At 59.8% G+C, this 18,335-nt stretch carries 17 protein-coding genes; 14 read left to right on the top strand and 3 right to left on the bottom strand.

Features of this window, described 5'->3' with window-relative positions:
* Positions 1-150 precede the first annotated feature (150 nt).
* The 5 genes from NAC44_RS16000 to NAC44_RS15980 are packed head-to-tail and all read left to right on the top strand — an operon-like array spanning position 151 to position 5,348.
* On the top strand, positions 151-1,230 hold the full coding sequence (locus NAC44_RS16000; protein ID WP_250942403.1) for an ABC transporter permease: 1,080 nt from the start codon (positions 151-153) through the stop codon (positions 1,228-1,230).
* An 8-nt stretch (positions 1,231-1,238) separates the two neighbouring features.
* Positions 1,239-2,192: an ABC transporter permease gene (locus NAC44_RS15995; protein ID WP_250942401.1), complete on the top strand. Its 954-nt coding sequence runs from the start codon at positions 1,239-1,241 to the stop codon at positions 2,190-2,192.
* A 7-nt stretch (positions 2,193-2,199) separates the two neighbouring features.
* Positions 2,200-3,216, top strand: coding sequence for an ABC transporter ATP-binding protein (locus NAC44_RS15990; protein WP_250942399.1), 1,017 nt, complete (start codon positions 2,200-2,202; stop codon positions 3,214-3,216).
* A complete protein-coding gene (locus tag NAC44_RS15985; protein WP_250942397.1) occupies positions 3,213-4,187 on the top strand; it encodes an ABC transporter ATP-binding protein in 975 nt (324 codons plus the stop codon). The genes NAC44_RS15990 and NAC44_RS15985 overlap by 4 nt, the downstream gene beginning before the upstream one ends.
* 18 nt (positions 4,188-4,205) lie before the next feature.
* On the top strand, positions 4,206-5,348 hold the full coding sequence (locus NAC44_RS15980) for a M24 family metallopeptidase (protein ID WP_250942395.1): 1,143 nt from the start codon (positions 4,206-4,208) through the stop codon (positions 5,346-5,348).
* Between the two features lie 75 nt (positions 5,349-5,423).
* On the opposite strand, the gene NAC44_RS15975 is transcribed toward NAC44_RS15980, so the two are convergent.
* Positions 5,424-6,374, bottom strand: a complete 951-nt coding sequence (locus NAC44_RS15975) for a LysR family transcriptional regulator (RefSeq protein WP_250942393.1) — start codon at positions 6,372-6,374, stop codon at positions 5,424-5,426.
* Positions 6,375-6,465: 91 nt separating this feature from the next.
* On the opposite strand from NAC44_RS15975, the gene NAC44_RS15970 reads away from it, so the two are divergent.
* The 9 genes from NAC44_RS15970 to NAC44_RS15930 are packed head-to-tail and all read left to right on the top strand — an operon-like array spanning position 6,466 to position 15,795.
* Positions 6,466-7,329 carry a dioxygenase family protein gene (locus tag NAC44_RS15970; RefSeq protein WP_250942391.1) on the top strand — a complete coding sequence of 288 codons (864 nt, stop codon included), beginning with the start codon at positions 6,466-6,468 and terminating at the stop codon, positions 7,327-7,329.
* Positions 7,326-8,387 (top strand): maleylacetate reductase, encoded by a 1,062-nt coding sequence (locus NAC44_RS15965; protein WP_250942389.1) that lies wholly within the window; start codon positions 7,326-7,328, stop codon positions 8,385-8,387. Before NAC44_RS15970 ends, NAC44_RS15965 begins: the two co-directional genes overlap by 4 nt.
* Positions 8,388-8,431: 44 nt before the next feature.
* Positions 8,432-9,703: an ABC transporter substrate-binding protein gene (locus NAC44_RS15960; protein ID WP_250942387.1), complete on the top strand. Its 1,272-nt coding sequence runs from the start codon at positions 8,432-8,434 to the stop codon at positions 9,701-9,703.
* 57 nt (positions 9,704-9,760) lie between these two features.
* Entirely contained in the window at positions 9,761-10,480 is a 720-nt protein-coding gene (locus tag NAC44_RS15955; protein ID WP_250942385.1) for an ABC transporter ATP-binding protein, read from the top strand.
* Positions 10,480-11,199, top strand: a complete 720-nt coding sequence (locus NAC44_RS15950; RefSeq protein ID WP_250942383.1) for an ABC transporter ATP-binding protein — start codon at positions 10,480-10,482, stop codon at positions 11,197-11,199. The genes NAC44_RS15955 and NAC44_RS15950 overlap by 1 nt, the downstream gene beginning before the upstream one ends.
* On the top strand, positions 11,186-12,049 hold the full coding sequence (locus NAC44_RS15945; RefSeq protein WP_250942381.1) for a branched-chain amino acid ABC transporter permease: 864 nt from the start codon (positions 11,186-11,188) through the stop codon (positions 12,047-12,049). Before NAC44_RS15950 ends, NAC44_RS15945 begins: the two co-directional genes overlap by 14 nt.
* 9 nt (positions 12,050-12,058) lie before the next feature.
* Positions 12,059-13,156: a branched-chain amino acid ABC transporter permease gene (locus NAC44_RS15940; protein WP_250942379.1), complete on the top strand. Its 1,098-nt coding sequence runs from the start codon at positions 12,059-12,061 to the stop codon at positions 13,154-13,156.
* Positions 13,149-14,903, top strand: coding sequence for an FAD-dependent oxidoreductase (locus NAC44_RS15935; protein ID WP_250942377.1), 1,755 nt, complete (start codon positions 13,149-13,151; stop codon positions 14,901-14,903). Before NAC44_RS15940 ends, NAC44_RS15935 begins: the two co-directional genes overlap by 8 nt.
* Before the next feature lie 10 nt (positions 14,904-14,913).
* Positions 14,914-15,795, top strand: coding sequence for an intradiol ring-cleavage dioxygenase (locus tag NAC44_RS15930; protein WP_250942375.1), 882 nt, complete (start codon positions 14,914-14,916; stop codon positions 15,793-15,795).
* Positions 15,796-16,283: 488 nt separating this feature from the next.
* Here the strand turns inward: NAC44_RS15930 and NAC44_RS15925 are convergent, their stop codons facing one another.
* Together NAC44_RS15925 and NAC44_RS15920 are read right to left on the bottom strand one after the other, a co-directional pair.
* Entirely contained in the window at positions 16,284-17,435 is a 1,152-nt protein-coding gene (locus NAC44_RS15925) for an MFS transporter (RefSeq protein WP_250942373.1), read from the bottom strand.
* 121 nt (positions 17,436-17,556) lie between these two features.
* A complete protein-coding gene (locus tag NAC44_RS15920) occupies positions 17,557-18,333 on the bottom strand; it encodes an alpha/beta fold hydrolase (protein ID WP_250942371.1) in 777 nt (258 codons plus the stop codon).
* Positions 18,334-18,335 lie beyond the last annotated feature (2 nt).

Genomic DNA, 18,335 nt, shown 5'->3' with positions numbered 1-18,335 from the left:
CGATCCTTTGCGAATGCCGCTTACCCCCACTGGCTTGCCAGCCATCTCCCCCTCAAGGGGCGAGGGGGGGCTTCTTGCTCCATCATCCAATGATCGATGGCATGTGGCACGCGCAAACGGCGCAGTAAAATCTGGTAATGAGGACTTGTGATGCTCGGATATGCGGCCAAACGCCTGCTGATTTCGATTCCGGTCATTTTCGGCATTCTGATCGTGACCTTTGCGCTTGCGCGGCTTATCCCCGGCGATCCGTGCAAATCCATGCTGGGCGAAAAGGCCACGGCCCAGACCTGCGCCGCCTTTATCACCCGCTATGGTTTTGACAAACCACTGCCAACCCAGTTTTTCATTTATATGGGTGATATGCTGCGCGGTGATTTCGGCACATCGATCCGCTTTTCGCGGCCCGTGACGCAGATCATCATCGAGCGTTTGCCGATGACGGCGGAGCTTGCGATTCTCGCCCTGATCACTGCCACCGTCACCGGTGTCGGTCTGGGGGTTATCGCTGCCCGCAGGCATAATTCCGCCGCCGATGTCAGCACCATGATGCTGGCCAATGCCGGTATTTCCATGCCGGTCTTCTGGCTGGGGCTGATGCTGGCCTATTTCTTCGGGGTCGTGCTGCGCGGCACACCCTTCTGGCTGCCGCCCTCAGGACGGCTTTCCGCCGGTGTCAGCTCCATTCCCTTTTACGAGGTCTGGCACTGGCAGCTGGCGGCCGATAGCAGTTGGCGCAAACTGCTGGAATTCTTTGCCAATTTCTACATTTTCAATGCGCTGATCACCGGCAACTGGGCCGTGTTCTGGGATGGCATCCGCCATATGATCCTGCCCGTTCTGGCGCTCTCCACCATTCCCATGGCAGTGATTGCCCGCATGACCCGTTCATCGCTTCTGGATGTTCTGGGCCGCGATTATGTGCGCACGGCCCGCGCCAAGGGTGTGCCGGAAAAAAGCGTGGTGCGTGACCATGCACTGGGCAATGCGCTTTTGCCGGTTGTCACCATTTTAGGCCTGCAAATGGGGGCGCTGCTCAGCGGTGCGGTGCTGACGGAAACCGTCTTTGGCCTTTCCGGTGTCGGGCGCATGTTGGTGGAGGCGATTTTTGCCCGGGACTATCCGGTGGTGCAGGCTTTCACGGTGATGATTGCCGTCTGTTACGTCGCCATCAATCTGCTGGTGGACCTTTCTTACACCTATCTCGATCCGCGCATTCGCCCACAATAGGACACGCAATGACCCGCTTGAACAGTGTATCGGCCCATGCAGGAGCAGCCATTGTTGACGATGGCCTGATTGGCGAACCCGTGCCGCTCTGGCGGCGAACCATTGGCAGGCTGTTGCAATTGCGCTCCGGTCAGGTCGGATTGTTCATCATCGGCATGCTGGTTCTGATTGCCATTTTCGCGCCTGTGATTGCGCCTTATGATCCCGATCAGGTGCTGATCGGTGTCGAACAGGTCAAGCGCCGCGAGCCGCCCTGCATCCATCTGCTCGGCTGCGATGCCAGCAAGCCGCAGCACATCATGGGCGTGGACGGCAATGCCCGCGATTCCTTTTCGCGCATTCTCTATGGCACGCGGGTCAGCCTGATCATTGGTATCACCACCGTCACCACAGCGCTGTTTTTCGGTGTTCTGCTCGGCGCGCTGGCCGGATATTTCCGCGGCTGGGTGGACAATCTCATCATGCGGATCATGGATGTGATCCTTGGTTTTCCGTCACTGCTGCTGGCCATTGCCATCGTCGCCGTGCTCGGGCCGGGCATCCGCAATGCACTGTTGGCAATTTCCATTGTCTCGGTGCCCGCCTATGCCCGCGTCACCCGAGCCAGCGTGCTTTCGGTGAAAACACTGGATTTTGTTGCCGCCACCCGCGTGCTGGGCGGCAGCAAATGGCGCATTCTGTTTTTCCGCGTGCTGCCCAATGCGATTACGCCGATTGTCGTACTGGCAACGCTGGGGGTGGCAACCGCCATTCTCGATGCCGCAGGTTTGAGCTTCCTGGGTCTTGGCGCCCAGCCGCCAACGCCGGAATGGGGCACGATGCTGGGTTCCGCCCGCAACGAGATTTTCTCCGCCCCGCATCTGGTGTTCTTTCCCGGCCTTGCCATCATGCTGACGGTGCTGGGCTTCAACCTTCTCGGAGACGGGCTGCGCGATGCCCTCGATCCGCGCCTTCATACGTGAGGACAGCATGAGCCCACCCATTCTGGAGATCCGCGATCTCACCACCCATTTCGAAACCCGATCCGGCACAGCGCGTGCGGTAGACAAGGTTTCTTTGAAACTGGAGGCCGGACAAACGCTCTGCATTGTCGGCGAAAGCGGTTGCGGCAAATCCATCACCTCGCTGAGCATCATGGGGCTGGTGCCCTATCCCGGCAAAATCACCGGCGGTGAAGTGCTGCTGGATGGGGTCGATCTGCGCAGCATGTCACCCACCGAATTGAGCAGGGTGCGCGGCAATCGCATGTCGATGATTTTTCAGGATCCATCCTCCTCGCTCAACCCGGTCCACACCGTGGGGCGGCAGATTGCCGAGGCCTATCGCCTGCACAAGAACATGGGCAAGGCCGAGGCCGAGGCGGCGGCCATGGCGATGCTGAAAGCCGTCGGCATTCCCGATCCCAAACGCCGTATGAAGGCCTATCCGCATGAAATGTCCGGCGGCATGGCGCAGCGGGTGATGATTGCCATGGCGCTGGCCTGCCAGCCGGAAGTGCTGATTGCCGACGAGCCGACAACGGCGCTGGACGTGACCATTCAGGCGCAGATTCTCGATCTGATGCGGGATTTGCAACGGGATTTCGGCACCGCCATCATTCTGATCACCCATGACCTTGGCGTGGTGGCGGAAATGGCCGACCATGTGGCCGTGATGTATGCCGGGCAGGTGGTGGAACTTGCCGATGTGAAAACCCTGTTCAAAGCGCCAAAGCATCCCTACACGCAGGCGCTGTTGCGCTCTGTGCCTGTACTGGGCGAATCCCCGGACATGCTGGAGGTGATTGAAGGCCGGGTGCCGCAATTGACCCATCTGCCGCAAGGCTGTCTGTTTGCCCCGCGCTGCACGGCAAGGCTTCAGGCCAATGATCCGCGCTGCACCAGTACGGTTCCGGAGCTTGTCGCGCTGAACAATGCCCATCACTGTCGATGCTGGCTGACTGCGCCTGCCAATCCAGTTGAGCACAAAGAGGTGCAGCCCGCATGAGCGCCCTGATTGAAATGAACGGCATCAAAATGGCCTTTGCCGTCACCGGCGGGGCTTTCCAGCGGGTGAAAGGTTATGTCAACGCGGTCAATGATGTCAGCCTGACCATCGAACGTGGCCGCACCCTGGGCGTGGTCGGCGAAAGCGGCTGCGGAAAATCCACGCTGGCGCGCATCGTCGTTGGCCTCTATGCCCCAACGGCAGGCGACATCATCTTCGACAAAAAACAGATTGCCGGCCCCGGCATGGGCGTGGATTTCGCCTCCAGCCGCCGCATCCAGATTGTCTTTCAGGACCCCTATTCCTCGCTCGATCCGCGACTGCCGATTGGCGATTCGATTGCCGAAGGTCTGGTGATCCACGGCATTGGCGATAAGGCGTCCCGTCGCAAGGCGGTGGCCGAGATGCTGGAACTGGTGGGCCTGCCGCCGCAGGCAGCCGATCGCTATCCGCATGAATTTTCCGGCGGGCAGCGCCAGCGTATCGGCATTGCCCGCGCCCTCATCCTTCAGCCGGAATTTCTGGTGTGTGATGAGCCAACCTCGGCGCTGGATGTGTCGGTGCAGGCGCAGATTCTCAATCTTTTGAAGCGGCTGAAAAGCCAGCTCAACCTGACCATGATGTTCATTTCCCACAATCTGGCCGTGGTGCGCCACATTGCCGATGATGTGGTGGTGATGTATCTGGGCCATGCAGTGGAGCTTGGCCCGGTGGAGGCGCTGTTTGCCAATCCGCGCCATCCCTACACAAAAGCTCTTCTTTCCGCCACGCTGATCGCCGATCCGGAGCGGCGCGGCGAACGGATCAAGCTGGTGGGTGAAATGCCATCTCCGCTCAATCCGCCATCAGGCTGTCCCTTCCACCCCCGCTGCACGCTGGCCAATGACCGCTGCAAGGCGGAGATGCCGCTGATGACAACCGCCGATACGGTGCAAGTGGCCTGTCACGCTGTTGAAGAAGGCCGGGCTTAATCACTCAGGAAACAGACCATGACCTCTCTCACATCTCCCCCCAAAATCTCCATGGAAGAGCGCTCTCAGCGGCTGGAAAAGCTGCGCAGGACCATGGCGGAACAGGATATCGGTGCGGTCCTGATTGGCTCCACCGAGAGCCTGCGCTATTTCACCGGGCTGGTCTGGCATGGCAGCGAGCGCCTTGTGGGTGCGGTGATTACGCAATCCGACCTTGTCTATGTCGCACCGGGCTTTGAGCGCAGCCGGGTGGAGAGCCTGCCGCATGTGCCGGGCGAGATCCGGGTGTGGGAAGAGGATGAAAGCAGTGCCGCGCTGGTGGCATCTCTCCTGCCGCAGGGCAGCTTGCTTGCCATTGACGATTCCGTGCCGCTCTTCGTTTACAACGCCCTGAAGCGTGAAATCAGCGTCGATCGGCTGATCGATGGCGGGCCGTTGCTGCGCGGCCAGCGACTGCGCAAATCCGTGAACGAAATTGCCATCATCCAATATGCCATGAACATAACGATGGAGGTGCAGCGCAAAGCGCATGCGATGATCCGCCCCGGCATTGCCGCATCCGAGGTGGTGCGGTTTATTGATGATGAACATCGGCGTCTTGGTGCCAAAAGCGGCTCCACCTTCTGCATCGTCTCCTTCGGTGAAACCACCGCTCTGCCGCATGGCGCGGATGGTGAGCAATATTATCAGCCCGGTGATGTGGTGCTGGTGGATACCGGCTGCCGCATTGACGGCTATAATTCCGACATCACCCGCACCTATATGCTGGATGAACCGACGCCCGAGTTTGCCCGCATCTGGGCGATTGAGCGTGAGGCACAGCAGGCGGTGTTTGATGCCGCCAAGCTTGGTGCCACATGCGCCAGCCTGGATGATGCCGCCCGCGCTGTCATGCTGCGTCATGGGCTTGGACCGGATTATAAGCTGCCCGGCCTGCCGCATCGTGCTGGTCACGGACTTGGGCTTGAGGGCCATGAAGAGCCTTATATCGTGCGCGGCAATGAAACGCGGCTTGAGGAAGGTATGTGCTTTTCCAATGAGCCAATGATTGTCGTGCCCGGCCAGTTCGGCTTACGGCTGGAAGACATTATTCATATGACGTCAGAGGGTCCGTCGTGGTTTACGCTGCCGGCAAAGGGGCCAACGGAACCTTTCGCCTAGAAAGGCACGCTTTGCCTGTTTTCCCCAGCAGGCAGATGGTTTCGCCCGGAGAGCGGACGACAACATCAAAATGCTCTAGCCACCCCAAACGATCGCCTGTTCGTGACGCTCGATCAGATGTTTCAGTTCCTTGAACCGGCGGGCGATATGCCGGGCGAAGTTTTCGACAGCCGGCATCCCCGGCGCATCTTTCTGCCTGAGGAGGACCAGGGCGCGTTCTGGATGGGGGATCGGCAGGGGGAGAGCGGTGATCGAACGGTCATTGCGCATCGAAAACACGGTAGAATGCGGCAGCACCGTCAGCGCATCCGACCCCTTCAGATAGTTCACCACATTCATCAGCGAGCCGCCGGAATAGCGGATCTTGGCTTCGGTCGCTCCCAGTGAAAGAAGCAGGCTGTGCAGGTCTGCAAGGAGCGGGCTGGTCGGCGGCGGCGCAATCCAGGGATATTCGAGAAGCGAAGCCGGGCGTAATTTGCGGCTCATCAGCAGCGGATGGGTCAGCCTGCAGGCGATCACGTTGCGACCGGGCAGGATTTCCTGCGCCACCAGCCCCGAGCCTTCATCCAGAAGATCAATCGGACAGATGGCCAGATCGATCTGCCCCAATGTCAGGCCCTGCTTGAGATCGCTTATATAGCCATAGCTCTGCTCGATGCGGACATCGGCATGGATTGTCTGGAAGTCGGCGGCCATGCCTGCGATCAGGCCATCCATGAAATAGGGTGTCCCGCCAACACGAACGACGCCGCTGCGCCCAAGGCGGAAGCTGTCGATGGTCTCCGTTGCCTTGCGGGAGGCCGCAATAACGGCCATTCCGTGCTGCGCCAGTTCACGGCCCAAAGGCGTCGGCTGAAGGGGACGCCTGCCCCGGTCAAACAGAGGTTCGCCGACGCGCTTTTCCAGCAGCGCGAGTGTTCGCGAGACCGCCGGTTGGGTCAGCCCCAACATGGCCGCACCTTCCACCACGCCCCCTGCCTTCACGACAGCGGCCAATTGAACGAGATGTCTTTCATCGATCTTCATAACAGAAGCTTATATTATTTCCGAAAGAAATTATCAAATGCGTTGTTGCATCTGTTAGTTTGGCGTTGGAAATCGTTCTGGGAGGAACATGATGACAGCAGCTCGCAGCCGAGCAAGTGTCGGTGCTGCCATAACGCCGGATGTTTTTGCCGAGCGTTTCGGCGAGCGGCAGGGCGACAAGCTTCCCGCTTCGCTGATTGCCTTTGCATCTCATCTGCATGCTCTGGTGCGTGAATTACGTCCTTCGCGTGATGAGTGGCGCGCTTTCCTCAATCTCCTGATCGACATAGGCGATTACAGTGACAGGCGACGTGACGAGTGGATGCTGGTTTCCGACCTGTTCGGTATCTCGGCGCTTGTCGAAGAGCTCAATGACCGCCGGCCGCCAGCAGCAACGCCCAATACCGCACGCGGACCCTTCTACCGGGACGATACTCCGGAGCGGCCGCTCGGGGCCAATATCAGTCTCGATGGCAAGGGCGAGCCGCTCAGCGTCTCCGGCAGGGTGCTCGATCTTGACGGACAGCCTGTCAGCGGTGCGCTCGTAACGACCTGGCAGGCCAATTCCGAAGGCTTCTACGAAAACCAGCAGCCAGATCACCAGCCCGAATTCAATCTGCGCGGACGCTTCACCACAGACGCCGAAGGCCGCTTTGACTACCGGACGATCATGCCGTCAGGCTATCCGGTGCCACTGGATGGCCCCGCGGGCTCATTGCTCAAGCGGGCGGGCTTTCCGCCACGCCGTCCGGCTCATCTGCAGTTTCACATCGCTGCCGAAGGCTTCGAGACCATCACCACGCATCTCTTCGATGCGGATGATCCTGCCCTAGGCTCTGATCCGCTTTTCGCGGTGAAACCGGACTTGATCAAGCGTTTCCGCACAGCCTCGGGGCGCTGCGAACTGAATTGCACTTTCGTCATGGTGCGGATGCGACAGGAGAGACTGCGGTGAGCCGTGATTTCATCTATCAAGCCAACCGGGCCACGGTTGTCTTCGGCGCGGGCAAGCGTCGCGATGCTGGAGAATGGGTCGGCAAGCTCGGCAAATCGCGGGCGCTGGTGCTTTCCACGCCGCATCAGGCTGAGGATGCTGAGGCTATTGCGAGAGAGCTGGGCGCCTTTCGTGCCGGAACCTTTGCCGGTGCTGTCATGCATACGCCGGTGAATGTGACGGAGGACGCTGTTGCCGCGCTTCATCGCGCCGGGGCGGATTGCGTCATCTCCTTTGGCGGCGGGTCGACCACGGGCCTTGGCAAGGCGATTACGCTACGAACCGGCGTGCCGCAGATTTCGATCCCGACAACCTATGCCGGATCGGAAGTGACGCCCATCCTCGGCCAGACCGAGAACGGTCGCAAGACCACGCTGCGTGATATTGCCATCCTGCCGGATGTGGTGATCTACGATCCTGAGCTGACGGTCGGCCTGCCGAAGCAGATGACGATCGTCAGCGGGCTGAACGCCCTTGCACATGCCATGGAAGGTCTTTACGCCAAGGATCGCAATCCGATCTCAACCCTGATGGCCGTTGAATCCTTCCGCAGCTTCAAGGCATCGCTGCCGGGTCTTATCGATAAGCCTGGCGATCTCGATCTGCGCGCTGAAGCACAATATGCCTGCTGGCTGGCTGGCACGGTGCTCGGCACGGTGGGCATGGCGCTGCATCACAAGATTTGCCACACGCTGGGCGGCAGTTTCGACACGCCGCATGCCGAAACGCACGCAATCATGCTGCCCTATACAACAGCGTATAATGCCGTTGCGGTTCCGGAGCTGCTCGCGCCGATCGCCACGATCTTCGGCGAGGCTCCGGGGGCGGCACTGCATGATTTCTCGCGCTCGATTGGCGCGCCGCTCACTCTGAAGGACATTGGCTTTGAGGAAGCCAATCTCGACCGAGCCGCCGATCTGGCGTCCGAAAACCCCTACTGGAATCCCCGCCCCATCGACCGCACGTCGATCCGGGCACTTTTGCAGGCCGCTTGGGAGGGCGACCGGCCGGAGACTTGAGCATAAGGAAAGACACTCAAATCATGCAGCAGGGAGTGAGATGCATGTTTACGAGACGCGATTTTCTGAAGACCACCGCGGCCGCCGGTGCCGTGGCTGGCACTGCAGGGCTGGCAATGCCGGCTCTCGCAAAGGGTGGAAAGATCAAGCTGGGCTATGTCAGCCCGCAGACCGGGCCGCTGGCGGGTTTCGGCGAGGCTGACAAGTTTGTCATCGATAGTTTCCTGAAATCCTTCGGCGGCAAGTTCGACGTTATTGTCAAGGACAGCCAGTCCAATCCGAACCGCGCGGCGGAAGTCGCCAAGGACCTGATCGTCAATGACAAGATCGACCTGATGCTGGTCGCCTCGACGCCGGAGACTACCAATCCGGTTTCCACCACCTGCGAGAATGAGGAAGTGCCCTGCATCTCGACGGTCGCGCCGTGGCAGCCATGGTTTATCGGTCAGCAGGGCAATCCCGGTGATCCAAAGAGCTGGAAATCCTTCAACTTCGCCTATCATTTCTTCTGGGGCCTTGAAGACGTCATCGCCGTCTATACCGGCATGTGGTCGCAGATCGAGACCAACAAGCAGGTTGGCGGGCTCTTCCCCAATGACGGCGACGGTAATGCCTGGGGCGATCCGAATGTTGGTTTCCCGCCGGTCCTCAAGGAAAAGGGCTTCACGCTGACCGATCCGGGCCGCTACCAGAACATGACGGACGATTTTTCCGCGCAGATTGCCGCCTTCAAGAATGCCAATTGCGAAATTCTGACGGGCGTGATGATCCCGCCGGATCTGACGACGTTCTGGAACCAGGCCAGGCAGCAAGGCCTGAAGCCGAAGATCGCATCGATCGGCAAGGCCATGCTGTTCCCGCAGGCCGTGGAAGCGCTCGGCAAGGGCGGCCATAATCTCTCCACGGAAGTCTGGTGGACACCGACGCATCCGTACAAGTCCTCGCTGACGGGCCAGTCCGCCGCGGAGGTCGCCGCAGAATTCACCAAGGTGACCAATCGCCCATGGACGCAACCCATCGGGTTTGCTCATGCGCTCTTTGAGCTGGCCGTCGATGTCATGAAGCGTGCAGAGGATCCGACCGATGCCGATGCGGTTGCCGCCGAAATCGGCAAGTCCAGGCTCAATACGCTGGTTGGCCCGATTGCCTGGGGCAGCGACAAGCTGCCGCCCTTTGCACAGAAGAACATCGCCAAGACCCCGCTTGTCGGCGGCCAGTGGCGTCTCAAGGATGGCGGTTCCTACGAACTCGTCGTCGTCGAAAACGCGACAGCGCCCGAAGTTCCGCTTGGCGGCAAGATGGAAGCGCTGAGCTGATGGTCCAGTGCAGGCCAGCGGTTTGCCGCTGGCCTGGCTTTTCCTTGGGAGCGGACGATGACATTTCTGCAACTTGACGGGATTTCCAAGTCCTTCGGGGCACTGACGGTGGCCGATGGCATCACTTTTTCAGTTCGTGAAGGGGAGGCACTCGGCATTATTGGTCCGAATGGTGCTGGCAAATCCACGCTTTTCAACCTGATCACGGGCACAATCGGCACCGACAGGGGTACGATCCGCTTTTTGGGCGAGGACGTCACCCGTATGAGCCCGATGCAGCGCTGTCTTTCCGGGATCGGCAGGACATTTCAGATTCCGCAACCCTTCGAGAAGCTCACCGTCTTCGAGAATCTCTTGGTGGCTGGCGCGTTTGGCCAGCAGAGAGGCGAAGGCGAGGTCGCTTGCGAATGCGCTGACATTCTCGAAGAGACTGGCCTGCTTGCCGACGCCAACAAGCCCGCTGGCAGCCTGACGCTCTTGCAGCGCAAGCGGCTGGAACTGGCCCGCGCGCTGGCCACCAGGCCGAAGCTTCTGCTGCTCGACGAAATTGCCGGCGGGCTGACCGAGGGGGAATGTGCGGTGCTTGTGGAAACCATTCGCGCCATCCACCGCCGCGGGGTCACCGTCATCTGGATCGAGCATGTTCTGCATGCTCTCAATTCGGTCGTCGACCGCCTGCTTGTCCTGCATTTCGGCCGCGTTCTCGGTCTCGGCGCGCCGCAGGACATGATGAATTCGCAGGAAGTGCGCGAAATCTATTTGGGGATGGAGGTGTGATGACGCTGCTTCAGACACATGCGCTCACGGCACGATACGGCGACTTCCAGGCGCTTTTCGGCATCGACATCACGCTGGAAGCCGGTGAGACCGTGGCCGTGATCGGCGCGAACGGCGCGGGCAAGACCACGCTGATGCGGGCGATTTCCGGCGTGCTCGCCAGCGCGCCTGAACAGATCCTGTTCGAGGGGCAGCCGATCGGCGCGCTCGCCTCGCCTGATATTGTCATGCGCGGCATCGCCATGGTGCCGGAAGGCCGCAAGCTTTTCCCCTCGCTGACCGTCGAGGAGAACCTGCTGATCGGGGCCTATGGCACGAAAGGCAGCGGGGCGTGGAACCTCGCCCGCATCTTTGATCTCTTTCCGGTGTTGAAGGAACGCCGCCATTCGCCGGGCACAGCGCTTTCCGGCGGCCAGCAGCAGATGGTGGCCATCGGGCGTGCGCTCATGTCCAATCCGAAGGTTCTGCTGTGCGACGAAATCAGCCTCGGGCTCGCGCCTGTGGTCATCAAGGATATCTACGCGGCCTTTCCGCAGATCAAGGCGTCGGGCGCCTCCATCGTCATCGTCGAGCAGGATATCGGCCATGCGCTGAAGGTCGCAGACCGTGTCTACTGCATGATGGAAGGCCGCATCACATTGTCTGGCCGGTCGGCAGAGGTCTCGCGTGAGGCGATCCACGCGGCCTATTTTGGAGCGGGCGTCCATGAACATCATTGATACGCTAGTCCAGGGCATCCTGCTGGGCGGGCTCTACGCGCTCTTTGCCGCGGGGCTCAGCATCGTATTCGGCATCATGCGGCTGGTGAACCTCGCCCATGGTGACCTGATCATCTTCGCCGCCTTCGTGATCCTCACGATCACCTCGATGTTCGGGCTCAACCCGTTCGTTTCGGCGCTCATTGCTGCACCGCTGATGTTCGCCGTGGGCTGGCTGCTGCAATATTTTCTGCTCAACCGGACGCTGGGCAAGGATATCCTGCCGCCGCTGCTGGTGACGTTCGGGCTGTCGATCATCATTCAGAACGGCTTGCTGGAGGGCTTCGCCGCCGATAGCCGCCGCGTGCCGCTGGGTTCGCTCGAGGCTGCGACCATTCCGCTCGGCGCGGTCAATATCGGCGTCATGCCGCTTCTGACCTTCCTCTCGGCAATTGTCGTCATCATCGGCCTCAACACGCTGATCTATCGTGCGCCGATTGGCCGGGCCTTCCGGGCAACTTCCGACGATCCGGTGACGGCCGGCCTGATGGGCATTCGCCCGCAGCGCATCTTCGCGACCGCGACGGGCCTGGCCATGGTGGTCGTGACGGTTGCCGCACTTTATCTCGGAACCCGCGCCAATTTTGATCCTTCCGCTGGCCCCTCACGCCTCATCTACGCATTCGAGGCTGTGATCATCGGCGGGCTCGGTTCGCTCTGGGGTACGCTCGCCGGTGGTATCGTGCTGGGCGTTGCCCAAACGATTGGCGCGACCATCAATCCAGAATGGCAGATTCTGGCTGGTCACATTGCCTTCCTGGCCGTGCTTGCCTTCAAGCCACGCGGCTTCTTCCCACGCGCAGTCGATTGAGGTGATGTCATGAGTGCAATCGCTCAGACCTGGACAATGAAGACGGGCACCCGCGCCTCGGCCATTTTTGGTGTCGCCGCAATCCTCGTGGTCGTCGTGGCTGCCGCCGCGCCCTTCCTTGTCTCTCGCGCCATCGTGCAGGATCTGTTTTTCATTCTGACCATGCTCGTCCTCGCCCAGAACTGGAACCTGCTGGCCGGCTATGCGGGACTTCTGTCCATCGGGCAGCAGGCCTTCGTCGGTTTGGGTGCCTATTCCATGTTCGGTATGGTGATCCTTCTCGGGATTGATCCGCTGGTGGCAACGCTCTTGGCAGGGTTCTTTGCCGTCCTGCTGGCCATTCCTTCAGGCTTCTTTTCCTTCCGCCTGCAAGGGGCCTATTTCGGGGTTGGCACCTGGGTGATCGCGGAAGCTGTCCGTCTCGTCGTTGCGCAATGGAAGGCATTGGGTGGCGGTACAGGAACCTCGCTTCCCGGCGAAGCGCGCAAGGCCATGTTCGGCATCGACTTTCTGAAGTCGATGTTCGACATGAAGACGCCGCAGGCGAGTGACGCGATTGCTTATTGGTGCGCGCTGGTTCTGGCTGTCGCGACCGTGCTTCTCTTCTATCGCATCCTGCGCACCCGCCAGGGTCTCGGCCTTGCCGCCGTGCGTGACAATGAAACGGCGGCCCGCGCCCTCGGCGTCAATGCAAAGCGCATGAAGGTTTTCGTCTACCTGACGACGGCCTTCGTGACCGGCATTACCGGCGCGCTGATCTATCTGCAGAAGGCGCGAATTTCGCCGGATGCGGCCTTTTCCGTCGCGGACTGGACGGCTTATGTGCTGTTCATTGTGATCATCGGCGGTATCGGTACGATTGAAGGGCCGATTGTCGGGATGATCGTCTTCTTTGTGCTGCAAAAGACACTTTCCGATTTCGGCTCGATCTATCTTCTCATTCTGGGCTTCATCGGCATCGCCACCATGATCTTCGCGCCCGCCGGGCTGTGGGGGCTATTTTCGGCCCGCACCGGCATCCAGCTTTTCCCGATCCGTCGCAGGCTCGTCCTGAATGGTTCGGAACATAGTCTTCACGATACTCGTAAGGGAGGTTTTAATGGCTAATTATTCAACTGACGTTCTGATTGTCGGCATGGGGCCCGCTGGTGGCGCAATGGCGGCGCTGCTGTCGAGCTACGGCATTGAGAACATGGCGATCAACCGCTACCGCTGGCTCGCCAACACGCCGCGCGCACACATTACCAACCAGCGCACGATGGAAGTCATCCGCGATCTGGGCCTCGAGGTTGAGCAGGAGGCCTATCTTTATGCGACGGCGCAGGAATATCTCGGCAACAACGTATTCTGCACGTCGATCGCCGGCGAGGAAATCGGCCGCATGTACAGCTGGGGCACGCATCCGAAATCCAAGGCTGAGCATCTCCTGTCGTCACCGAGCCTGATGAACGACCTTCCACAGACCTATTTCGAGCCAATCCTGCTCAAGACCGCCTGTTCCCGGGGCACACAGCCGCGCATGTCAACGGAATATGTCTCGCATGTGCAGGATGCCAATGGCGTGACCACCATCTGCCGTGATCGGTTGACAGGTGCCGAATTCACGGTGCAGTCGAAGTTCCTGATCGGTGCTGATGGCAGCAACTCCAAGGTTGCCGAACATGCCGGCCTTCCCTTCGAGGGCAAGATGGGCGTGGCGGGGTCCATGAACATCGTCTTCAAGGCGGACCTCACCAAATATGTCGCGCACCGTCCATCCGTTCTCTACTGGGTCATGCAGCCCGGCGCCGATGTCGGCGGTATCGGCATGGGCCTGGTGCGCATGGTGCGTCCGTGGAACGAATGGCTGATCAACTGGGGCTATGACATTAACCAGCCCGCGCCGCAGGTTGATGATGCCTTCGCCACCAAGGTCGCACGCGACCTGATCGGCGATCCGGATATCCCGATTGAAATCACCTCGACCAGCACCTGGACGGTGAACAACATGTTCGCCACCCATCTGCAGAAGGACCGCGTCTTCATCATGGGCGATGCCGCGCATCGTCATCCGCCGTCAAACGGTCTCGGTTCCAACACCTCGATCCAGGATGCCTTCAACCTGGCCTGGAAGGTGGCCATGGTCGTCAAGGGCGAGGCCGGCATGGGATTGCTTGACAGTTACAGCGCCGAACGTGCGCCGGTCGCGCGCCAGATCGTCACCCGCGCCAACAAGTCGATCGACGAATTCGGCCCGATCTTCAAGTCGCTCGGTCTGCTGGATTCCGTCGATCCGGTGAAGATGCAGGAAAACATGGATGCCCGTTGCGGCACGACGCCGGAAGCCGAGGCGCAGCGCAACGCCATCCGCGAGGCCATCGCCAACAAGGTCTATGAATTCGACGCCCATGGCGTGGAAATGAACCAGCGCTACAAGTCGAACGCCGTTGAAACCGACGGTCAGCCCGAGCCTGCCTTCACTGAGGATGCGGACCTGCATTTCCAGCAGACAAGCTGGCCGGGCGCGCGCATTCCCCATGCCTGGCTCTTCTCTGACGCCGGCGGCAAGGTTTCTACGCTCGATCTTTGCGGTCACGGCAAGTTCAGCCTGCTCACCGGGCCGGGCGGCGCCGACTGGGCCAAGGCGGCTGCGGCGGTCGGCGTGGAATTTGGTCTCGACATTAACGTTCATATCATCGGCCCCCGCCGTCCGTGGCAGGATTTCACCGGCGACTGGGCGCGGATCAACGAAATTTCCGATAGCGGCGCGCTTCTGGTGCGCCCCGACCACCATGTCGCATGGCGCTCGGCACATGGTGTGGCCGACCCGGCTACCGAACTGCGCCGTGTGTTGAAGACTGTTTTGTCCAGATAAGGAGACGACGATGGAAGCGCATGAGAAAGGCTTTTTCTCTGAAGAGAACTCTGTCGAGGTCGTGACGGGGCGAAATGCAAATGCAGAAAACCCGCGTCTCAGGCAGGTGATGGACGTCATAACCCGAAAGCTGCATGAGGCGGTGAAGGAGCTTGAGCCGACCCAGGAGGAATGGTTCGAGGCGATCATGTTTCTGACCAGAACAGGCCAGATCTGCAACGAATGGCGACAGGAATATATCCTGTTTTCCGACATTCTTGGCGTTTCGATGCTGGTCGATGCAATCAACAACCGCAAGCCTTCGGGCGCATCGGAATCAACTGTGCTCGGTCCGTTCCACGTCGACGGCGCGCCCATGATGGAGATGGGCGCCAATATCTGCCTCGACCAGAAGGGCGAGGACATGTACATCGAAGGCCGCATCCTCGACACGAAGGGCAAGCCGATCGAAGGGGCGGTCATCGATGTCTGGCAGGCCAATGACGAAGGCTTCTACGATGTCCAGCAGAAGGGCCTGCAGCCCGACTTCAACCTGCGCGGCATGTTCACGACGGGTGCGGACGGCCGCTACTGGTTCCGGGCCGTGAAGCCGAAATTCTATCCGATCCCCAATGACGGCCCCGTCGGCCAATTGCTGCGCGCGCTTGGCCGTCACCCGTATCGCCCCGCGCATCTGCACTACATCATCAAGGCCGATGGCTTCGAAACCCTGACAACGCATATCTTTGACCCCGATGATCCGTATATCAATTCGGATGCCGTTTTCGGCGTCAAGGAAAGCCTGCTGGCGAAATTCGATAAAACGAACGATCCGGCAAGGGCGCAAACTTATGGTTTTGAGGGCGAATTCTGGGATGTGAAGCACGATTTCGTACTTGCCGAGAAACGCTAGAGCATCGTGGCGAAAATCGGGGCAGGCACGATGCTCTCAGATTTTGTTTCCGCATCGGCCGAAAACCGGTTCCCACGTTTCGGCCGATTATCTAAGCTAGTCGTGCGCCTCCGTCCCCTGGATGGTGGCGCACAAACTTTTTTGGCAATCGGGTCTATCATGTCTTGCCGGCAGCATTTTATCTGCGCTTTATCAAACGCAGATAAAATTCTGTAACACCTTCAATTTTCTGCATAATTCTTGAGATCGATTCCACGTGAGGAATGATGCAGCAGAGCGTATTAGAGCAGTGTCCCGAGAAAAGTGTGAAACGGTTTTCCGTCCGGAAATGCGGAAAATAAAGAGTTAGAGCATTTCAATGTTTCCGTGAAACAGTGAAATACTCTAGCGCTTCGCGAAAGGGGATGGGCCTTGCCGGTCATAAAGAGAATCTGGGCGCCAGGAAGAATCAGTGGATTGGCGCCCCGTTCCCAATGCGTTTCGTCAGCTCATTTCAGCAAAGGTTGCAGCGCAACCTCGTTCCGGCGCGCCTGAGAGAAGAGCGCGATGGCGCCGAGAGCAAAGAAGCAGATTGCATAGCCTATCGCATGATAGCCGAAATACTTGATGAGCGTGCCTGCGAGGATAGGCCCAATAGCAGCACCGGTCATGAGCATGGCGGGTGTTGCCGCAACGGCCCGGCCTGACGTGTCCAGCTTGGACAAGAGACCGAAGGCATAGGTATGCGAGAAGATCATCACGGCCACATAGACTGCACCGGCTGCTGCATAAGGCGCGAAGGTGGAACTGAAGATGATGATGAGCGCCAGCGTCGCCTGAACCACCGGGCCGATCAAAACAACCTTTTCCGCCCTGACGTGGTTTTCAAGAATGGCCGCCAACGGCGCCGGAATCAGGTTTATGAAGCCGAGTACGATGAAAACGCTGGTGATGGCATCAAGCCCGAAGCCGCGATCCGTGCCGATCTGCTGGAAGAAGCCGAAGACCATGGACTGATTGACGGCCATCATGCTGACGCCGAGGATGCCTGCCCAGACGGGCAGGCCCAGTTTCTCCGGCACGCCTGTTGTCCGTTTCGCGCCATCGTTTGATGGCTTGGGAAACGCTGCAAGGGCGACCACGGCCGCGACAAGCATCAGCGTGGTGAAGATCTCAAACATGGATGCACCGCCATGAGCGGCAATGAACTTGGGTGCCGCGCCAAGAAAGACGATGGCGAACATGCCGAGCGCCGTGCCGACGATGGCAAACAGCCGGTGGGGATTGACACTTCGTCCAATCGTTCCATGCGTCATCGACAGGGCCGAACCGGCGCAGAAGCCGGCAAGAAGATGACAGGTGGCCATGATTGCATAGCCGGTCGAGAGGGAGGCAATAGCGAGCGAAATTGCAGCACAGGCAAAGCCAGCGGTCGCAACCAGGCGCCCGTTGAGGCGATTGAACCGCGGGGCCAGCGACAGACTGGCCGCGACCGCTCCCGCGAGGAAGAGGGTCACCAGGCTCCCGGCCTGCTGCGGATCGAATTTATAGGCGGATATCAGTGTGCCGACCCATACTGGCAAGGCCATCAGGTCGATCATTCCCGCCACATGCGTGACCGATAAGGCAACACGGCTTGACCATTTTTCATTCGTTGACATTTCCTCTCCTCCAAGAAAGTCCGGTTGAACGTAAATTTCTTCCCTTTTTTCCCGCCCATGCACCCTGCGCATTCCGGTGGGATGTGGCGCCTCCTCTTGCGCCGTCCCCACCGAAACCCGCTTATTGCGCGCGCGCCATCATGCGCATGAGAATGTGCGTGACCGCTTGCGCCTGTTCCAGCATGGGAATATGTGCGGCGCCCTCGATGATCGTCAGCTCCGTCCCGATTGCGTCTGCCAGCACTTTTGCAGCCGCCGGTGGTGTCGCCTCGTCGAATTCGCCGACAGCGACGATCGCGGGCATGGTGATCCTGGCTGCTTTCGGGCGGCAATCGGCAATGGCCAGAGCGTCGCAGCCGGCGGCATAGCCCTCCGAGGAGGCACGCGCCAGCATGGTGGCAAGTCCGCGGCCACCGGACGTGTTGTGCTGGCCTGGTGTGATCCAGCGTGCGTAAACGCCCTCCGCTATGGACGCCAGACCGTCAGCCCGGATTTTTGCGGCGCGCTCCTGCCACATGCGCGGATTGAGCGAGACGATGCTGGAATCGAAGACCGTGAGTGTTTTAACCCGTTCCGGATGGGTGCCCGCCACAGATTGTGCAACCATGCCGCCGATGGACACTCCGGCGAGATGGAAGGCGGGCAATTCCAGCGCCGATGCGATGTCGATGACATCCTGCGCCAGGATATCGATGGTCAGCGGCACCTGCGAAAGCTCACTGAGGCCATGGCCCCTGAAGTCCGGGCAGACGACAAAGTAATCGCGGGAAAGCGCTTTGACCTGTTCCTGCCACAGGTCGGCGCAGGCGCCGAGCGAGTGGAGAAGGATGAGCGCAGGACGGGTTTCGTCGCCATGGACGCAAACATGCAGATTGCAATTGTTGATGGTCAGGAACATGT

It is taken from the genome of Allorhizobium sonneratiae (assembly GCF_023700755.1).
GTDB classification, from domain to species: domain Bacteria; phylum Pseudomonadota; class Alphaproteobacteria; order Rhizobiales; family Rhizobiaceae; genus Allorhizobium; species Allorhizobium sonneratiae.
Note: the sequence above shows the minus strand (reverse complement) of the source record. Positions and strands in the feature narration are given on the sequence as shown.

Bases quoted from the DNA above. Each gene is read 5' to 3' on its own strand.
- NAC44_RS15955 (WP_250942385.1), top strand. From the start codon at position 9,761: ATGACATTTCTGCAACTTGACGGGATTTCCAAGTCCTTCGGGGCACTG.
- NAC44_RS15930 (WP_250942375.1), top strand. From the start codon at position 14,914: ATGGAAGCGCATGAGAAAGGCTTTTTCTCTGAAGAGAACTCTGTCGAG.
- NAC44_RS15970 (WP_250942391.1), top strand. From the start codon at position 6,466: ATGACAGCAGCTCGCAGCCGAGCAAGTGTCGGTGCTGCCATAACGCCG.
- NAC44_RS15985 (WP_250942397.1), top strand. From the start codon at position 3,213: ATGAGCGCCCTGATTGAAATGAACGGCATCAAAATGGCCTTTGCCGTC.
- NAC44_RS15960 (WP_250942387.1), top strand. From the start codon at position 8,432: ATGTTTACGAGACGCGATTTTCTGAAGACCACCGCGGCCGCCGGTGCC.
- NAC44_RS15980 (WP_250942395.1), top strand. From the start codon at position 4,206: ATGACCTCTCTCACATCTCCCCCCAAAATCTCCATGGAAGAGCGCTCT.
- NAC44_RS15940 (WP_250942379.1), top strand. From the start codon at position 12,059: ATGAGTGCAATCGCTCAGACCTGGACAATGAAGACGGGCACCCGCGCC.
- NAC44_RS15925 (WP_250942373.1), bottom strand. From the start codon at position 17,435: ATGTCAACGAATGAAAAATGGTCAAGCCGTGTTGCCTTATCGGTCACG.
- NAC44_RS16000 (WP_250942403.1), top strand. From the start codon at position 151: ATGCTCGGATATGCGGCCAAACGCCTGCTGATTTCGATTCCGGTCATT.
- NAC44_RS15950 (WP_250942383.1), top strand. From the start codon at position 10,480: ATGACGCTGCTTCAGACACATGCGCTCACGGCACGATACGGCGACTTC.
- NAC44_RS15995 (WP_250942401.1), top strand. From the start codon at position 1,239: ATGACCCGCTTGAACAGTGTATCGGCCCATGCAGGAGCAGCCATTGTT.
- NAC44_RS15945 (WP_250942381.1), top strand. From the start codon at position 11,186: ATGAACATCATTGATACGCTAGTCCAGGGCATCCTGCTGGGCGGGCTC.
- NAC44_RS15920 (WP_250942371.1), bottom strand. From the start codon at position 18,333: ATGTTCCTGACCATCAACAATTGCAATCTGCATGTTTGCGTCCATGGC.
- NAC44_RS15975 (WP_250942393.1), bottom strand. From the start codon at position 6,374: ATGAAGATCGATGAAAGACATCTCGTTCAATTGGCCGCTGTCGTGAAG.
- NAC44_RS15990 (WP_250942399.1), top strand. From the start codon at position 2,200: ATGAGCCCACCCATTCTGGAGATCCGCGATCTCACCACCCATTTCGAA.
- NAC44_RS15935 (WP_250942377.1), top strand. From the start codon at position 13,149: ATGGCTAATTATTCAACTGACGTTCTGATTGTCGGCATGGGGCCCGCT.